This window comes from Sphaerisporangium flaviroseum (genome assembly GCF_039537005.1).
Lineage (GTDB): Bacteria > Actinomycetota > Actinomycetes > Streptosporangiales > Streptosporangiaceae > Sphaerisporangium > Sphaerisporangium flaviroseum.
The window spans coordinates 67,042-82,213 of the sequence record NZ_BAAAZR010000035.1; the positions used below are offsets into that span (position 1 = coordinate 67,042).

A 15,172-nucleotide genomic window follows, 5' to 3' on the forward strand; every position below is an offset into this window, starting at 1 on the left:
GCCCTGTCCCTCTTCAGCCGCGAAGGGAGACACCATGGCACTGGCTGACGAGCTTGTCGCCCTGGGCGGGTCCTTCCTCGCCGCCGGTGTCGTCGCGCGGCTGGGCGCGAGGATCGGGCTGCCGACCATCCCCCTGTTCATGCTGGCGGGGATCATCTTCGGCCCGCACACCCCCGGGCTCGCCCTGGTGGAGAACCCCGCCGACCTGAAGGTCGTCGCCGCGCTCGGCCTCATCTTCCTGCTCTTCTATCTGGGGCTGGAGTTCTCGCTCGACGACATCGTCCAAGGAGGTGGCCGGCTCCTGGCCGCCGGCGGGATCTACCTGCTGTTGAATGTGGGAGGCGGGCTGGCGTTCGGGTTCGCGCTCGGCTGGGGCGGCAGGGAGGCGCTGGTCCTGGGAGGGGTCATCGGCATCTCGTCGTCGGCGATCGTCACCAAGCTACTCGTGGACCTGAGGCGGCTGGGTGATCCGGAGACCCGCCTCATCCTCGGCATCATCGTCGTGGAGGACATCTTCCTCGCGCTCTATCTGGCCCTGTTGCAGCCAGTGCTCGGCCACGCCGACACCGCGGGCGAGGCGGTCATCGCGGTCGCCAAGGCCTTCGCGTTCCTCATCGTGCTGACCGCCGTGGCACGGTGGGGCTCCCGCTTCGTCGGCAAGCTGGTGGAGACCCGCGACAACGAGTTGCTCGTGGTGATGTTCACCGGCTTGGCCGTGCTGACCGCGGGCCTCGCTGAGGAGCTCGGCGTCTCCGACGCCATCGGCGCCTTCATGATCGGCCTGATCCTGGCCACCACGAACGCCGCGCCCCGGATCCGCACGCTCGTCCATCCGCTGCGCGACGCGTTCGCCGCGCTGTTCTTCTTCTCGTTCGGCCTGTCGATCGCCCCGGGTGATCTCGGGCCGGTGGTGGTCCCCATCGTTATCGCGGTCGTGCTGACGGTGCTGCTGAACCTCCTCGCCGGAGTGATCGCCGCACGCCTGCACTCGTACGGCCGTCAGGAGGCGATCAACATCGGGCTCACCGTGCTGTCGAGGGGGGAGTTCGCGCTGATCCTGGCCGCGCTCGCGCTGGGGGCCGGGCTCGACGGCCGGTTGGCCCCCTTCATCGCGGGCTACGTGTTCGTGCTGGCCATCATGGGCCCGCTGCTCGCCGGACGCTCTGAAGCGCTGGTCCGCGTGATCCCGGCCTCGCTGTTCCCCGTCACGAAGAGGGAGGTGCCTCTGAGGGCGGGTCCAGAATGACGGCTCCGGAGGTGCCGTCCACGGTGATCTTCTGGCCGGTGGTGATCCGCGAGGTGGCCTGGGCGACCCCGACCACGGCTGGGATGCCGTACTCACGGGCCACGACCGCGCCGTGGGAGTTCGCCCCGCCCATCTCCATGACGAGCGCGCCCGCCGTCAGGAAGAGCGGGGTCCATCCGGGGTCGGTGGACGGCGCGACCAGGATCTCTCCGGGCTCGAGATGCGCTCCCACCGGGTCGAGCACGACCCGTGCGGTGCCGGTCAGGGTGCCCGGCGAGGCCGGTGTGCCCGTCAGCGCGCCCTCGGTGGGGGGCGCCGCCCCCACGGCCTCGGGCTCGGTGCCGTCGGAGAGCAGGACCCGGGGGAGGTGCCTGCGCCGCATCTCCCGCTCGTACGTCGCACGCCGGCGCGCGACGAGCTCACGCTGGTCGGTGCCGCCGAGAGCGGCCCGGACCTCGGGCAGGCCGAGCATGAACACGTCGTCGGGGCTCGCCAGCAGGCCCTTTCCGGCCAGTTCGACGCCCACCGTCGCGATCTGCCTCCGCATCTCGGCCAGCGCGAGGATCAAGTAGTTCTTCGGCATCTCCCGGTAGCCCACCAGCTCCCGGGCCCGGTGCAGGGCGAATCGGACGACGCGCCCGCGCAGCATGCCGGCCCGGCGGGCGAGCGTGTCGACCATCGCCTCCGCCTCGCGTGCTCCCCGGGCGAACTGCGTGTCCGGTGCCAGCGCCGGGTCGTCCAGCCGCAGGTAGTTGGCGAGCACGCCCAGTACGTGCGAGGGGTCGTCCGACCATCGCGGCACACCGAGATCGATCTCCGCGACCGCCCGGTGGCCGTACTTGGCCAGGAACTCCGTGAGCTCCTTCCGCAGCACGGGAGGCAGCTCCCCCTCGGGGAGGGCGGGGCCGCTCAGCGCACGGGCGGAGGGCTCGTCGGCGCGGATCCGGGTGGCGGCGTGCCACAGGGCCAGATCCATCTCGGTGGTGACGTTGTTCGGCAGGCCGCGGAGCACGGCCAGGAGCTCGCCCGGCTTCACCCGGCCGCGCAGGAGACGGCCGGCGAGGCCCAGCATCAGGCCTCCGGCCAGCGGACCCGGGACGATGTTGGGCATCATGGGGAGCACCCGCGTGCTCAGGACGCGCTCCACGTGGTCGAGCCGCTGTGCGGGGGTCATCCCCGCGGGCGGTGCGAGCCGCTCCCTGATCCGGTCGCCGACCCAGGCGACGCGTTGATGCGAGGTCTCCGGGCGGACGACGGCCTGAACGAGCCTTCCCGGTATGCGGTATCTGATGGCGATCCGCAGAGCCCGGCGCAGGGCGGGGAGCGGCGACGGCTGGGTCAGGCTCAGCCGCTTGTCGTCGAACAGCCCGCGAAGGACCACGGCCGACCGTGTCTCCATGACGTCGAGCATCCGGGGGAAGATGGCCCGGCCCGCCCTGCTGCGCATGATGCCGGTGATGTCCGCGAACAGTCGCATGCCGGGCTCTGCCAGCGGCGTGGTGCCGCCGGGCCAGTAGCCGACCGGCCGGCCGTAGACCAGCGGCACGGAGGAGGCCAGCGTCCGGAACGCCCAGATGCCCATCGGGGTGATCGGCCGGTGCAGGCCCTGGGCGAGGCTGAAGTTGAAGTACACCCGCAGGCCGTCCTTGCCCTCGGGCAGGGGATACAGGGTGGTGATGGGCCGTGCCTGGGTCAGCCAGAGGGTGCCGGACGCGTCGATCGCCCATTCGGTGTCCTGCGGGGAGCCGTAGTGGTCCTCGACCCGGGCTCCCAGCCTGGCCAGCGCGACGACCTGCTCGTCACTCAGACACGCCCGTCCCCCTACCTGCTCGGTGCCATCATCTGGGACCGATTGGACGGTCCGCTGCTCCGTGCCGCCGCCCGGGAGCGACCGCACGGCCATCAGCTTGTCGCCGAGCCGCCGTTCGGTGATCTTCTTGGACGGGCTCACCACGAAGTGATCCGGGTTGACGGCGCCCGAGACCACGGCCTCGCCGAGCCCGGGACTGGCGTCGATCACGACCTCGTGGCGGCGCCCGGTGACCGGATTGGCGGTGAACATCACTCCGGCGACCTCGGACTGGACCATCTCCTGGATGACGACCGCCAGGTGCACGGCGCCGTGGTCGATGCCGTTGGCGGCACGGTAGGCGACGGCGCGGTCGGTCCACAGCGAGGCCCAGCACCGGCGGACCGCGTCGAGCACCGCGTCCGGCCCGATCACGTTGAGGTAGGTGTCCTGCTGGCCGGCGAAGCTGGCGTCGGGCAGGTCCTCGGCGGTGGCCGATGACCGCACGGCCACCGCCTCGCCGGCGCTCTGCCGTACGGCCTGCGCGATGTCGTCGGGGACCGGAGCAGCGAGGACGAGCGCACGGGCGCGACCGGCGAGTTCGGCCAGGGCGACGGTGTCGCCGGGAGCGGTGCGCGACAGGGCGTCCAGCACGCTTTCGAGCCCTGCGGCACCGGCGACGCGGCGATACGCCTCCGTCGTGAGGCAGAACCCAGGGGGGACGGGCATCCCGGCCCGCGTGAGCACGCCCAGATTCGCGCCTTTGCCGCCGACCAGGGGCAGCATCTCAGCCGTGATGTCCTGAAATTTCATGATGAGCGGCTGGCCAGAGGGCTCGAGATCGGCTGACCGGTGACTGTCGGACTTCAACATGGCCCATCTCCCTGAGGCGACCGGAGGGCCGCTGACTCGGCTCTTCCGGGCCTCGCTTCGGACAATCGGTGTATGCCCTCACCATAAACTCATCAATCGTTGAAATCAACAGACAATGAAATCCGATCAAGCGACCCATCCACGAGCGTCACCCGGCCGAGCGAGGGGTGGCCGGGTGACGGGGTCCCGGACTAGCTCATCGTGTTGCCGCCGTTGACGGCGAGGCGCTGACCGGTGATGAATTTCGCGCCCGGGGACGCGAGGAAGGCGACGGCCTCGGCGACGTCGGCGGGCACCCCCATGTGCTCGAGCGGCAGGCCGTTGAGGTACTCGCTGAAATCAGAGCCCTCGTGGCGTTCGACCGGGATCCAGCCGGGTTCCACCGTGTTGACCGTGATGCCGAGTGGGCCCAGCTCGCGGGCCCAGGACCGGGTGAGGCCGTGCATGGCCGCCTTGGCCGACACGTAGTGACCGAAGTCGGCGTTGCCGAGGTCGGCGACCTCGCTGCCGATGTTGATGACGCGCCCGTGCGCGGCGGCCCGGAGGTCCGGCAGGACGGCGTGGAGCAGCAGCAGCGGAGCCTTGACGAAGAACCGGAGCTGGTCGAGATGGTCGTCCCAGGTCTGCTTCTCGATCGGCATCATCGGCTGCGGCCCGGTCGCGTTGTTGACCACGACGTCGATCGGGCCGGCGTTCTCGCGGATCTCGGCCACGCCCCGCCGTACGGACTCCTCGTCGGTCACGTCGAAGCGGGACACGTAGGCCGCGACCCCGATGCGGTCGGCCACGGCGGTCGCCCCGGCGGTGTCGTTGGCGTAGTTGACGACGACCTTCCACCCGTCGGCCGCCAGCCGCTCGGCGATGACCGCGCCGAGCCCTCGCGATGCTCCTGTCACGAGCGCGCATCCCATAGCTGCAATCCTCTCCACGGTAGAAACGCCCCCATCCTCGCCTACCTCGCCATGGCCCACATACTGGGCGGGTAGTGATGGCGATCGTGGGGCCGCCGGGAGGGTCAGCCCGCGGTGAGCGCCCGCACCGGGGTGTCGGCGTGCAGACGGCGCAGCACCCGGCGGAACGCGTAGATGGAGATCCCGACCGCCACGCCGCTGATGGCGGCGACGACCGAGGTGCGCACCAGGAGATACGTGCCGATCGACTGGTGCAGCAGCAGCCAGATGCTGACCGTGGAGTTGGCCAGCAGCACGAACGCCCACAGCAGCGTGATCCGGGCGAAGAACCGCCGGACCCGCTCGTGCCGGAGCACGGTCGAGGGCAGGTGGATGTAGTCGAGCGTGAGCTTCTGGACCAGGGGGCGATTCAGCCGTACGGACGCCAGGAAGGCCATGCTGATGCAGATCGTGCCCAGCTCCGGCTGCAGGAAGTAGACGACGGCGCTGCCCGTCCACAATCCGAGCGCCGCTCGCGCGGTGATGGCGATCGCCGCGAGCACCATCGTCCCCGGCACCGGCCTCCGGCGGACGACCCGCCACAGCACTCCGCCGTACACCCACGTCACCGCGGCGATCAGCGCCCCGTTCAGGCCGAGCACCGCCAGAGCGGCGTAGAAGACGGCGAGAGGCGCCACGACGCCCTCGAGGAGCCTCGGAACAGCCTGCCTGAGTAGCGCGGTGATCCTCGGGAGCGTGAAGGACGGAGCGTTCATGCTTCTCCCAGGGAAGATGACGGAAGACCGACGCTAAGGCCTCCGCGACTACCCGGAGAAGGAAACCCCAAAACCTGCCCGAAACACCGGATTGTGGTCATTGGTGGCCCACCGTACACAATGTCCTGCTAACAGGTACACAAGCCGGAAAAGATCCTTTTCTCGGATCAACGTCTCACCCTGCGAGTATGTCTTCCCGTTCTGGTGCAACTGAACATCCGATAACGGTTCGGGAACGGAGGGTTTCCACATACCAAGCAGCCCGCGAGCATGAAGCCATGGCAGTGCTCTCACGCACGCATGTCCGCTCCGCTGGGTGCGTGGCCGATGTCGCGGTCCAGCTGACGCACTGGCCCGATCTCGCGGTGAGCCACACCCGCAGAGCCATACGGTTCCGCACCCGTGGCCGGGAGATCATCCGTATGTCGGGCGATCACACGGCCGAACTGAGGCTCACCGTGCCGGTCATCGACCGGTGGGCCAGAGTGCTCGCCGATTCTCATCGAGTCACACCAGGTCACAACGCCGGGTGGATCAGGGTCCAGATAGAGGACCGTTCCGACGCCGAGATGTTCCTGTCGCTGGTGAGCGTCGCGCTCAAGGCCAACCAGAGCTAGAGATCGCGGGACCCTGCCACAGCGCCGGAGTCGCGATCGGGGCGAAGAGGTCAGCCGAGGCTGGATGTGGCGAGCTTGGCGCCGAACCCGAGGAAGAGCGCGCCCACACCCGAGGTGAGGCCGGCCGTGAGCCGCTTGCGCCGCCGGAACTGGCTCGCCAGGTAGACGCCGCCGAATATCAAAGTGGTGAGATACAGGACGCTGAAAAGCTGGCAGATCGCGCCGAGAATCAGGAAAGAGATCACCGGGGCGCCGTAGTGCGGATCGACGAACTGCACGAAGAACGAGATGAAGAAAAGGATCGCCTTGGGGTTCAGCAGGCTGATCGTGAGCGCCTTCCTGAACGGGTCCGCCAGGTCGACCGTCTCGCCGGGCCGCTCAGCCGGGCCGTCCTTCTTTCCCCGCCAGGAACTCCAGGCCGATCGGATCATGCCGATCCCGATCCACGCGAGGTAGCCCGCGCCGGCGTACTTCACCACGTTGAAGAGCAGCGGCGTGGACTGGAGCAGCGAGGCGACGCCGGCCGCCGACAGCACCATCAGCACCGTGTCCCCGACGAACACCCCGGCCGCCGCACGGTATCCGGTCCGCACGCCACGCTGGGCGCCGATGGACAGGACGTACAACGAGTTCGGCCCGGGAAGCAGGATGATCAGGAACGCCCCGATCACGTAGGCCCAGATGTTGGTGATGCCGAAGAACATGCCGCCAAAGCTCCATAACCTGAGGGGACACATCACGGTATACCTGGCCCGACCCTGCTTTCCGGGCGGGTCAGCTCAGACGTACCAGACCCCGCCGTACGCCTGGCGGTACCCCAGCGCGCGGTAGACCGCGTCCACGAGCGACTGGCCACGTGCGTTGATCCCCAGCCCGGTGCCCTGCAGGTTCATGGAGTAGCCGAAGGACATCCGCGGCAGGGGATCGGCGAAGCCCAGCGAACCGCCCATCCCCGCGTGCCCGAACGCGTCCTCCGACAGCAGGACGCCCTCGCTGTCGGCGGGCGGCAGGTACCTGTTGTCCATGGCCTTCATGAACCCCATCGACCAGCGGGTGGGCACGAGCAGGACCGCGTCCGACTGGGTCGCCGCGGCGACCGAGCCCATCACCACCATCTGGTCCGTCGACACGAGGCCGCCGCCGAGGGCGAGCGGGCGGTACATGCCCGCCAGCCCGCGGGCGTTGGTCACCCCACCGACGGCGCCGATCTCGGCGGCGTGCGCGGCCCTCGAGTCCGACTCCCCGGGGGTCAGCATGTAGCCGCCGTTGTTGCCGAGCAGGAGCGAGGGAATCGAGGTGGGATCGGCGAACGCGAGCTGGTAGAAGCTCGGGACGGGATCGCCGGGCGCGGGCGGGCCGGCGGGGATGGTCGGGGCCACGCGCCCCTCGTGGCTCTCGGGCAGGCCGATCCAGAAGTCCAGCCCGAGCGGGCCGGCGACCTCCTCGTGGAAGAACGTGCCGAGCGATCGCCCGCTCGCACGCCGGATGACCTCGCCGACGAGAAAGCCGAAGGTCAGCGCGTGATACCCCTGCATCGTCCCCGGCGCCCAGAACGGCTCCTCGTCCGCCAGGCGTTCGGTCATCAACGTCCAGTCGTAGAAGGCGCCGGGAGGAAGCGGGTCGCGCAACGCCGGCAGGCCGGCCGAGTGGGTCATCAGGTGCCTGACGAGAACGCCGTCCTTGCCCTTGGCGCCGAACTCGGGCCAGTACTTCGTGACGGGGGCGTTGAGGTCCAGCTCGCCGCGCGACGCGAGAATGTGGGCGCACAGCGCGGTGGCACCCTTCGTGCAGGACCACACGTGCCCGATCGTGTCCTGCCGCCACTCCTGCCCGGTCTCAGGGTTCGCCGTGCCGCCCCACAGGTCGACGACCGTCTCGCCGTCCACGGTGACGCACACGGAGGCGCCGATCTCGCCGCGCTCGGCGAAGTTCCGCTCGAACTCGTCCCGGACCTCGGTGTACTTGTCATCACAAGTGCCGTCGATTGCCATATACGTGACTGAACCACCCATGATCCGTCCCGTCCATGGTCCAGGCTTCCCTCACCGCGCTCCTTGACCGGTTGTAGGCCCACCCGCGAAAGGTGGCCTCTACACGGACCGCTCCAGGCAGGGAGGTAGACCGGTTGGCCTTCCTGTCAGGTCGGATCTGCCTGCGGGAAAACCGTGGAGTTTGGGCCTTGTGGGCACGTGGGAGCGGAGCTACGATCGCGGCAACTCTTAGGAAACTTTCCTAAAAGATGTGGAGGCCTCGGCAAGAACGACACCGGCCAGAGCACCACCTAGGCGGACGCGCGCGCGACATCTCGATCTTCAAAGCCTTCACGGGCCGACCAGCAAAGCCTTCTCAGGCCGACGAGCAAGGGCTTCGCGGTCCGGCAAGCCCAAGTTCACACGGCCTCGGACACCCCCCGCCCTTCACGGGCCGCCATCTGACCGCCGGTACGGCTCGCGCCGGCCGTACCGGCACAACGAGGAGCTTCAATGCGATTCATCCGCCTATGTGTTGCGGCCCTGGTCGCCGCGGCAGCCGTACTGGTCATGACGACCGCGCCCGCCCTGGCGGCCTCCGCGACCGCCACCTTCACCAAGCCCCAGGACTGGGGCAGCGGGTTCGAGGGCAAGTACACGATCACCAACGGCACCTCCACCGCCCTGAACGGCTGGAGCGTGGCCTTCGACCTGCCCGCCGGCTACTCGGTCACCACCTCGTGGGACGCGGCGATGACCAGGAGCGGTCAGCACTACACCTTCACCAACCCGAGTTGGGCACCGACCCTGCCCGCCGGCGCCAGCGTCAGCTTCGGCTTCAACGGCGCGCCGGGCAACTTCAGCGCCCCGCTGAACTGCACGCTCAACGGCGCATCGTGCTCTGGCGGCGGCCCGACCAACCCCGGCGCTCCGGGCGTACCCGGCACCCCCACCGTGACCGGCACCGCGAACACGTCGATCTCCCTCTCCTGGCCGGCGTCCAGCGGCACCGTCACCGGCTACCGGGTGTACGAGGGCTCGGCCCTCAGGGCCACGGCCACCGGCACCTCGGCCACCATCGGCTCCCTCGGCACCTGCACGACGCACACCTACACGGTCAAGGCGTACAACTCGGCAGGGGAGTCCGCCGCGAGTTCCCCGGTCACCGGTACGACCACCGGATGCACCGTCCCCACCGGCGGAAAGGGTGCGCCGTACCTGTACATGGGATGGGGCAACCCGCCCAGCCCGACGACCGTCATGAACGCGACCGGCGTCAAGTGGTTCACGATGGCGTTCATTCTCTCCGGTGGCGGCTGCACCCCGGCATGGGACGGCCAGCGCCCGCTCCAGGGCGGTGCGGACGCCGCGGCGATCTCCCAGATCCGCGCGGCGGGCGGTGACATCGTGCCGTCGTTCGGCGGTTGGAGCGGCAACAAGCTCGGCCCGAACTGCTCCACGCCGCAGGCGCTGGCGGGCGCCTACCAGCAGGTCATCAGCGCCTACAACCTCAAGGCCATCGACATCGACATCGAGAACAGCGACGAGTTCGAGAACGAGGCGGTACAGGACCGCATCCTCAACGCGCTGAAGATCGTCAAGCAGAACAACCCGGGCATCAAGACGATCGTGACGTTCGGCACCAGCACCACCGGCCCGACGTACTACGGCACCCGCCTGATCAACCGGGCCGCGGCGCTCGGCGCGAACATCGACGTGTTCACGATCATGCCCTTCGACTTCGGCGGCGGCGCCAACATGTACCAGAACACGGTCAACGCCTCCGAGGGCCTGAAGAACGCGCTCAAGTCGGCCTTCGGCTGGTCCGACGCGACCGCCTACTCCCACATGGGTATCTCCGGCATGAACGGCCTGTCCGACCAGCAGGAGCTCACCACCCCCGCGATCTGGACCCAGATCCGCGACTGGGCCAAGGCGAGGGGCCTGGCCCGGCTCGCCTTCTGGTCGGTCAACCGCGACCGTCCCTGCCCCGGCGGCGGGGTGAACGAGTCCTGCAGCGGCACCAGCCAGAGCAACTGGCAGTTCACCTCGATCACCGCGGGCTTCTAGCCCGCACCGGACTCCCCGCCGGTCACCCGGGTGCGCGAACCGCGCCACTCGAGGTCCCGAACCGGTCACCCGGGTGCGCGAACCCCGCCGCTCGGGTGCCCGGACCGGTCACGGCCCGCCACCCGGGCCGAGGCCCGCCGATCGTACGGCCCGCGCGGCTTCGACCCCCCAAGAGGTCGTGCGGGCCGTACATCCACCCCCGCACCCCGGCCCGCCCCGGGGTGCGGGCCTGTGCCCGGCCTCCCGCCCTCGGGAGCACCGCCTCGGCTCCTACTTGGGCCATCGACCCACTGGAGGAGCTCCCATGATGCACACTAGCCAGCCCATCGTCACCCATTGGAGTCAAAACACTTCTTTGTGTGAGCAATTCTGGATAGATGGTGGCAATTTTCGTACCCGAGTGGTCGGTTTGGTCTGTCGTCCGGCAGGCTAGTGAGCGCCATGGACTATGCAATTCTCACGGGGTTCGTCCTCGTATCAGGTGTCGTGCTCGCGGTCGTCGCTCAGTGGAAGGGCTGGAAGCCGTCTCTCGCCGTCGCTCTCGCGGTCGGTATCGGCGTCCGCGTCCTGATTATGGTGCTGTCGGCCAACGACACCTGGCAACCGGTCGACTTCATGAAGAGCTTCAAACCGGCGGGCGAGGCGATCCTCGCCCACCAGGACCCCGTGCTGGAAAGCAACGGCGGCTGGCACTTCCTCCCGACGATCCCGTACATCTACGGATTACTTCTGTGGACGGGCATCCCGTGGGAGGTGGCCGGCCGCCTGGTCACCGTGGTCTCGGACATCATCCTGATCCCCCTCGTCGGCAAGCTGGCCGGCGGCAAGGACGCGGGGCTCCGCGCCTTCCAGTACGCCTGCAACCCCCTCGCGGTGCTGGTCGCGTCGGTGCACGGCCAGGTCGAGCCCGTCTCCCTGGTCTTCGGCGTGGCCGCCTTCATCGTGGCCAGGAACGCCAGGACCTCGCGGCCCGTGCGCAACGCGATCATCGCCGGTCTGCTGATGGGCCTCGCGCTCTGCGCCAAGAGCTGGCCCATCTGGCTGGTGCCCGGCATGCTGCTCTTCCTGCCCGACCTGCGGTCCCGCGCCTACGCGTTCTTCGCCACCGGCGTCGCGCCGATCTTCTTCCTGGCCACCCTGCCCATCGGCGCGGGCACGTCCCTGGCTCAGCTTCCTTCGATCATCAAGACCATCGGTGACGTGCGCCCGATCATCGGGGAGTGGGGATGGACGGCGATCGCCGTGGGCGGCGACTGGACGCTGGACGCCGACCTCGCCCGCTACGGCCAGTGGATGATCTACGGGACGCTGCTGGTCGTCTGCTTCCTGTGGCGAAAGGCCGATCCCATCGACCTGACCACGGCCCTCCTGCTCGCCTTCATGGTCGTGACCCCGCGCCTGGGGGCGCAGTACCTGATGTGGTTCATGCCGTTCCTCGTCGCCAGGCCGACGCGCTTCGCGTGGCCCGCGATCATCGGCACCTCCACCTGGGCGGCGGTCGGATACCTCTACCTGACGCAGTTCGACAACGAGAACTGGTGGTTCCTGCACTCGCCGTGGGCGATGAGCTCGGCCGTGCTGCTCCCCGTCCTCGTGGCGGCCATGCCGTGGGGCGAACGTCGCTCCGGCAGCCGCACGCCCGCGTCCAGCGTGGATCTCCCTCGCTCCCCGGTGGGCGTCTCCGCCTGATCCGGACGTTGACGTTTACCAAGCGCTTGCTCAAAATCGGTGAGTGGCGACCTTCGCGGAGCTGGTGGAGGCGCGTGCTGACGACGAGCACGCCGGTCTCCGGTTCGAGGACGAGACCTACACGTGGGCGCGGGTCGTCCACGAGGCACGGAAACGGGCCGAGTTCGCACGCACGATGCGCGATCCCGAGCGCCCGTTCCACATCGGCGTCCTGCTGGACAACGTCCCGGAATACGTCTTCTGGATCTTCGGCGCGGCGCTGGCGGGCGCCGCGGTCGTCGGCGTCAATCCCACCCGGCGTGGGGCGGAACTCGCCGCCGACATCCGGCACACCGACTGCCTGTTCCTGATCACCGACTCCGCGGGAGCAGGGCTGCTCGACGGCCTGGACCTGGGGGTCCCAGTGCTGCTCTCGGACCCGCCGGACCACCGGGCCTCCCTGGCGCCCGGCGGCGGGGTGAGCCGTACGGTGCGAGGATCCGACCCGTTGCTCCTGCTGTTCACCTCGGGCTCCACGGGCACGCCCAAGGCGGTCATCTGCTCGCAGAGCCGCCTGGCGGACATCGGGGAGCGCGGGGGCATGTTCGGCATCGGCAGGGACTCGGTGACCTACGTGGCCATGCCGCTGTTCCACGGCAACGCGGTGATGGCCAACCTGGCCATGGCGACGTACGCGGGAGCGACCGTGGCCCTGCGCCGTCGCTTCACCGCCTCCGGCTTCCTCCCCGATGTACGGAAATATGGGGTTACGTACTTCAACTACGTGGGACGGGCGCTCGCGTACATCCTCGCCACCCCCGAGCGGCCGGACGACGCGGACAACCCGCTGGTCGCGGCCTTCGGCACCGAGGCGTCGGCACGGGACATGGCCGAGTTCGCCCGGCGCTTCGGATGCCAGATCATCGAGGGATACGGCTCCAGCGAAGGCGTGATCACGATCAGCAAGACGCAGGGGACACCTCCGGACGCCCTCGGCCTGGCCGGGGACGGCATGGATCTGGCCGTCCACGATCCGGTGACCGGCCTCGAATGTCCGCGCGCCGTCTTCGACCCGGAGGGGAAGCTGGTCAACCACCACGAGGCGATCGGGGAGATCGTCCGGCGCGGCGCCACCTTCGAGGGGTACTACAACAACCCGGGCGCCGACGCTCTGCGGCTGCGCGACGGCTGGTACTGGAGCGGCGACCTCGGCTACCGCGACGAGGACGGGTACTTCTACTTCGCCGGGCGGGACGCGGACTGGCTCCGCGTCGACGGCGAGAACTTCGCGGCCGCTCCCGTCGAGCGCATCCTCGCCAGATACGCCCCGGTGGTGATGTGCGCGGTGTACGCCGTTCCGGACGTGAGAACCGGCGACGAGGTGATGGCCACGCTGGAACTCGTCGACCCGCTCGATCCCTTCGACCCCGAACGGTTCGCTGCGTTCCTGCGGGAGCAGCCCGATCTGGGGACGAAGTGGGCGCCCCGGTTCGTACGGCTCACGCGGGCCATGCCGCTCACTCCCACGAACAAGGTGGACAAGACCGGCCTGCGCAGGGAGCGGTGGGAGTGCGGCGATCCGGTCTTCTGGCGGCCCGGCCGGGAACCGCGCTACGTGCGGATGACCGATGGGGACCGCTCCGACCTCCGGAAGCGGTTCATCGAGAACGGCCGGGACCACCTCCTGTACTGAGGGGCGCCGGCCACCGCACGCTGCAGGTCGTCAGGCCCGTGGACCTCGATGCCCGGCAGATCGGCCAGGGGCACCCGCTGATCCCGGAGGGCCAGAGAGGGGTGGGGGGGCCGACTCGACGTACCTGGATTCAGCTTAAGAGCGCGGCTGGTCGTTCGGTATGTCGCCGGACACCAGCGCTCCGGACCACTTGGCGCTCGGATCGCTGTCGATCAACAGAGCACGGGTGAGCAGGGTGAGCGGGATCGCCAGCAGCGCTCCGAGCGGGCCGAGCACGGTCGCCCAGATGATCAGGGACAGGAACGTCACCGTGGTCGTCAGCCCGACCGCGTCGCCGAGGAACTTCGGCTGGATGAACGACTGGACCACGACGTTGATCACCAGATAAGCGACGATCACCAGGATCATCCTCTGGACGCCCCCGGTGAGCAGCGCGAGCAGAGCAGGCGGCACCAGCCCGATGACGAAGCCGATGTTGGGGATGTAGTTGGTGATCAACGCGAGAATCCCCCACAGGAGCGGGAGCGGCACGTGCAGGATGTACAGCGCGACCACGTCGAGAGCCGCGCAGATCAGGCCGAAGATCGTGGAGACGAGCAGGTAGCGGCGCGTCTTGTAGGCGAAGGTGGTGAGCGCTCGCGTGATGGCGGGCCGCTCCGCGGACGCCGCGGACATGATGCGGGAGATGATCGGCGCGTCCAGGCTCATGGCGAGCAGCAGGATGACGATCAGCAACAGGCTGGAGACCACGCCGAGCACGCTCGCCAGCAGGCTCTGGGCGAAGTCGAAGATCTTGGCGGGGTCGAGTGACTGGAGTGCCTTGTTCACCTGAGGGGCGATGCCGCGATCGGCCGCCCACTTCTGGGCGTCGGCCACCAGACGATTGAACTGGGCGGAGTAGGTCGGCAGCAACACGGCCATCTGCACGACGGCGGTGGTGAGGATGGCCACCATGCCGAGCAGGACGACGATGACGACCGCGAGCGGGAGCGCGACGACCAGCCAGCCGGGCGCCTTCTTACGTGTGAGCCAGTCGCGGATCGGCGAGACGGCGATCGTGAGGACGAGCGCCAGCACGACCGGCCCGATGATCGTGTCGATCGCCTTGATGCCGGCCAGAGCGACGACGGCCGCTGCCACGACCAGCAGCATGATCAGCGCTCGGGGTACCGCTCGATCGCTCACGGCCTGCCTCGATCCGGGTAGGGGAGATCCTTCGGTTCTACCGCCAGTTGTACTGGCGTTGGCAGGGAAGCCGAAAGGTTCTACTCGATCATTGCCCGTTTTGGATCGAGAGCTGGCCGGGGGCTGCTAATCTTTTGTCCGTCGGCATCGCTCGGCCAACATCCCCGCTGATCCACTCCTGGTGGATGACGCGTGGGCGCTTGTTGGGTGGATGCCGGTACCCCTCCAAAAGATCTCCCTAGTTTCGTTTGCGCTGCTAGGACAGACCGAGTAAGTTCGAGGGGTTGCCCTGGAGACGGGGTGGCCTGAATGCTAGCTGGTTTCGCGGGTCGGATGTCAAGTGTCTGCAAAGGCGCGGTTTTGCTCCGGTCAAGTGGGCTTGGTAGGCTGAGGGC

General features: G+C 68.7%; 11 protein-coding genes. 5 read left to right on the forward strand and 6 right to left on the reverse strand.

The window, feature by feature from the left end; all coding sequences use genetic code 11:
- Window positions 1–34 precede the first annotated feature (34 nt).
- On the forward strand, window positions 35–1,246 hold the full coding sequence (locus ABD810_RS31445) for a cation:proton antiporter (protein ID WP_344948930.1): 1,212 nt from the start codon (window positions 35–37) through the stop codon (window positions 1,244–1,246).
- Here ABD810_RS31445 and ABD810_RS31450 read toward each other — a convergent pair.
- The 3 genes from ABD810_RS31450 to ABD810_RS31460 form a co-directional block, all read right to left on the reverse strand.
- Entirely contained in the window at window positions 1,206–3,848 is a 2,643-nt protein-coding gene (locus tag ABD810_RS31450) for a PEP/pyruvate-binding domain-containing protein (protein ID WP_344948934.1), read from the reverse strand. The two genes, ABD810_RS31445 and ABD810_RS31450, sit on opposite strands and share 41 nt — an antisense overlap.
- A 251-nt stretch (window positions 3,849–4,099) precedes the next feature.
- Window positions 4,100–4,804: an SDR family oxidoreductase gene (locus tag ABD810_RS31455; protein ID WP_344948937.1), complete on the reverse strand. Its 705-nt coding sequence runs from the start codon at window positions 4,802–4,804 to the stop codon at window positions 4,100–4,102.
- Between the two features lie 119 nt (window positions 4,805–4,923).
- Window positions 4,924–5,574 (reverse strand): VC0807 family protein, encoded by a 651-nt coding sequence (locus tag ABD810_RS31460; RefSeq protein ID WP_344948942.1) that lies wholly within the window; start codon window positions 5,572–5,574, stop codon window positions 4,924–4,926.
- A gap of 278 nt (window positions 5,575–5,852) precedes the next feature.
- On the opposite strand from ABD810_RS31460, the gene ABD810_RS31465 reads away from it, so the two are divergent.
- On the forward strand, window positions 5,853–6,191 hold the full coding sequence (locus tag ABD810_RS31465) for a luciferase domain-containing protein (RefSeq protein WP_344948947.1): 339 nt from the start codon (window positions 5,853–5,855) through the stop codon (window positions 6,189–6,191).
- Window positions 6,192–6,241: 50 nt separating this feature from the next.
- Here ABD810_RS31465 and leuE read toward each other — a convergent pair whose 3' ends face one another.
- Together leuE and ABD810_RS31475 are read right to left on the reverse strand one after the other, a co-directional pair.
- Window positions 6,242–6,895: a leucine efflux protein LeuE gene (gene leuE, locus ABD810_RS31470; RefSeq protein ID WP_344948951.1), complete on the reverse strand. Its 654-nt coding sequence runs from the start codon at window positions 6,893–6,895 to the stop codon at window positions 6,242–6,244.
- Between the two features lie 75 nt (window positions 6,896–6,970).
- Entirely contained in the window at window positions 6,971–8,182 is a 1,212-nt protein-coding gene (locus tag ABD810_RS31475) for a serine hydrolase domain-containing protein (RefSeq protein WP_344948955.1), read from the reverse strand.
- 492 nt (window positions 8,183–8,674) lie between these two features.
- Between ABD810_RS31475 and ABD810_RS31480 the strand changes: the two genes are divergently transcribed.
- From ABD810_RS31480 to ABD810_RS31490, 3 genes are all read left to right on the forward strand, one after another.
- A complete protein-coding gene (locus ABD810_RS31480; protein ID WP_344948960.1) occupies window positions 8,675–10,231 on the forward strand; it encodes a cellulose binding domain-containing protein in 1,557 nt (518 codons plus the stop codon).
- 441 nt (window positions 10,232–10,672) lie between these two features.
- Window positions 10,673–11,920 carry a hypothetical protein gene (locus ABD810_RS31485; RefSeq protein ID WP_344948964.1) on the forward strand — a complete coding sequence of 416 codons (1,248 nt, stop codon included), beginning with the start codon at window positions 10,673–10,675 and terminating at the stop codon, window positions 11,918–11,920.
- 43 nt (window positions 11,921–11,963) lie between these two features.
- Entirely contained in the window at window positions 11,964–13,592 is a 1,629-nt protein-coding gene (locus ABD810_RS31490; protein ID WP_344948969.1) for an AMP-binding protein, read from the forward strand.
- 135 nt (window positions 13,593–13,727) lie between these two features.
- Here ABD810_RS31490 and ABD810_RS31495 read toward each other — a convergent pair whose 3' ends face one another.
- A complete protein-coding gene (locus tag ABD810_RS31495) occupies window positions 13,728–14,777 on the reverse strand; it encodes an AI-2E family transporter (RefSeq protein WP_344948972.1) in 1,050 nt (349 codons plus the stop codon).
- Window positions 14,778–15,172: the final 395 nt, after the last annotated feature.

Excerpts from the sequence above, each read along its gene's own strand:
- ABD810_RS31450 (WP_344948934.1), bottom strand. The coding sequence starts at position 3,848 with ATGAAATTTCAGGACATCACGGCTGAGATGCTGCCCCTGGTCGGCGGC.
- ABD810_RS31460 (WP_344948942.1), bottom strand. The coding sequence starts at position 5,574 with ATGAACGCTCCGTCCTTCACGCTCCCGAGGATCACCGCGCTACTCAGG.
- ABD810_RS31465 (WP_344948947.1), top strand. The coding sequence starts at position 5,853 with ATGGCAGTGCTCTCACGCACGCATGTCCGCTCCGCTGGGTGCGTGGCC.
- ABD810_RS31480 (WP_344948960.1), top strand. The coding sequence starts at position 8,675 with ATGCGATTCATCCGCCTATGTGTTGCGGCCCTGGTCGCCGCGGCAGCC.
- ABD810_RS31445 (WP_344948930.1), top strand. The coding sequence starts at position 35 with ATGGCACTGGCTGACGAGCTTGTCGCCCTGGGCGGGTCCTTCCTCGCC.
- leuE (WP_344948951.1), bottom strand. The coding sequence starts at position 6,895 with ATGTTCTTCGGCATCACCAACATCTGGGCCTACGTGATCGGGGCGTTC.
- ABD810_RS31485 (WP_344948964.1), top strand. The coding sequence starts at position 10,673 with ATGGACTATGCAATTCTCACGGGGTTCGTCCTCGTATCAGGTGTCGTG.
- ABD810_RS31475 (WP_344948955.1), bottom strand. The coding sequence starts at position 8,182 with ATGGCAATCGACGGCACTTGTGATGACAAGTACACCGAGGTCCGGGAC.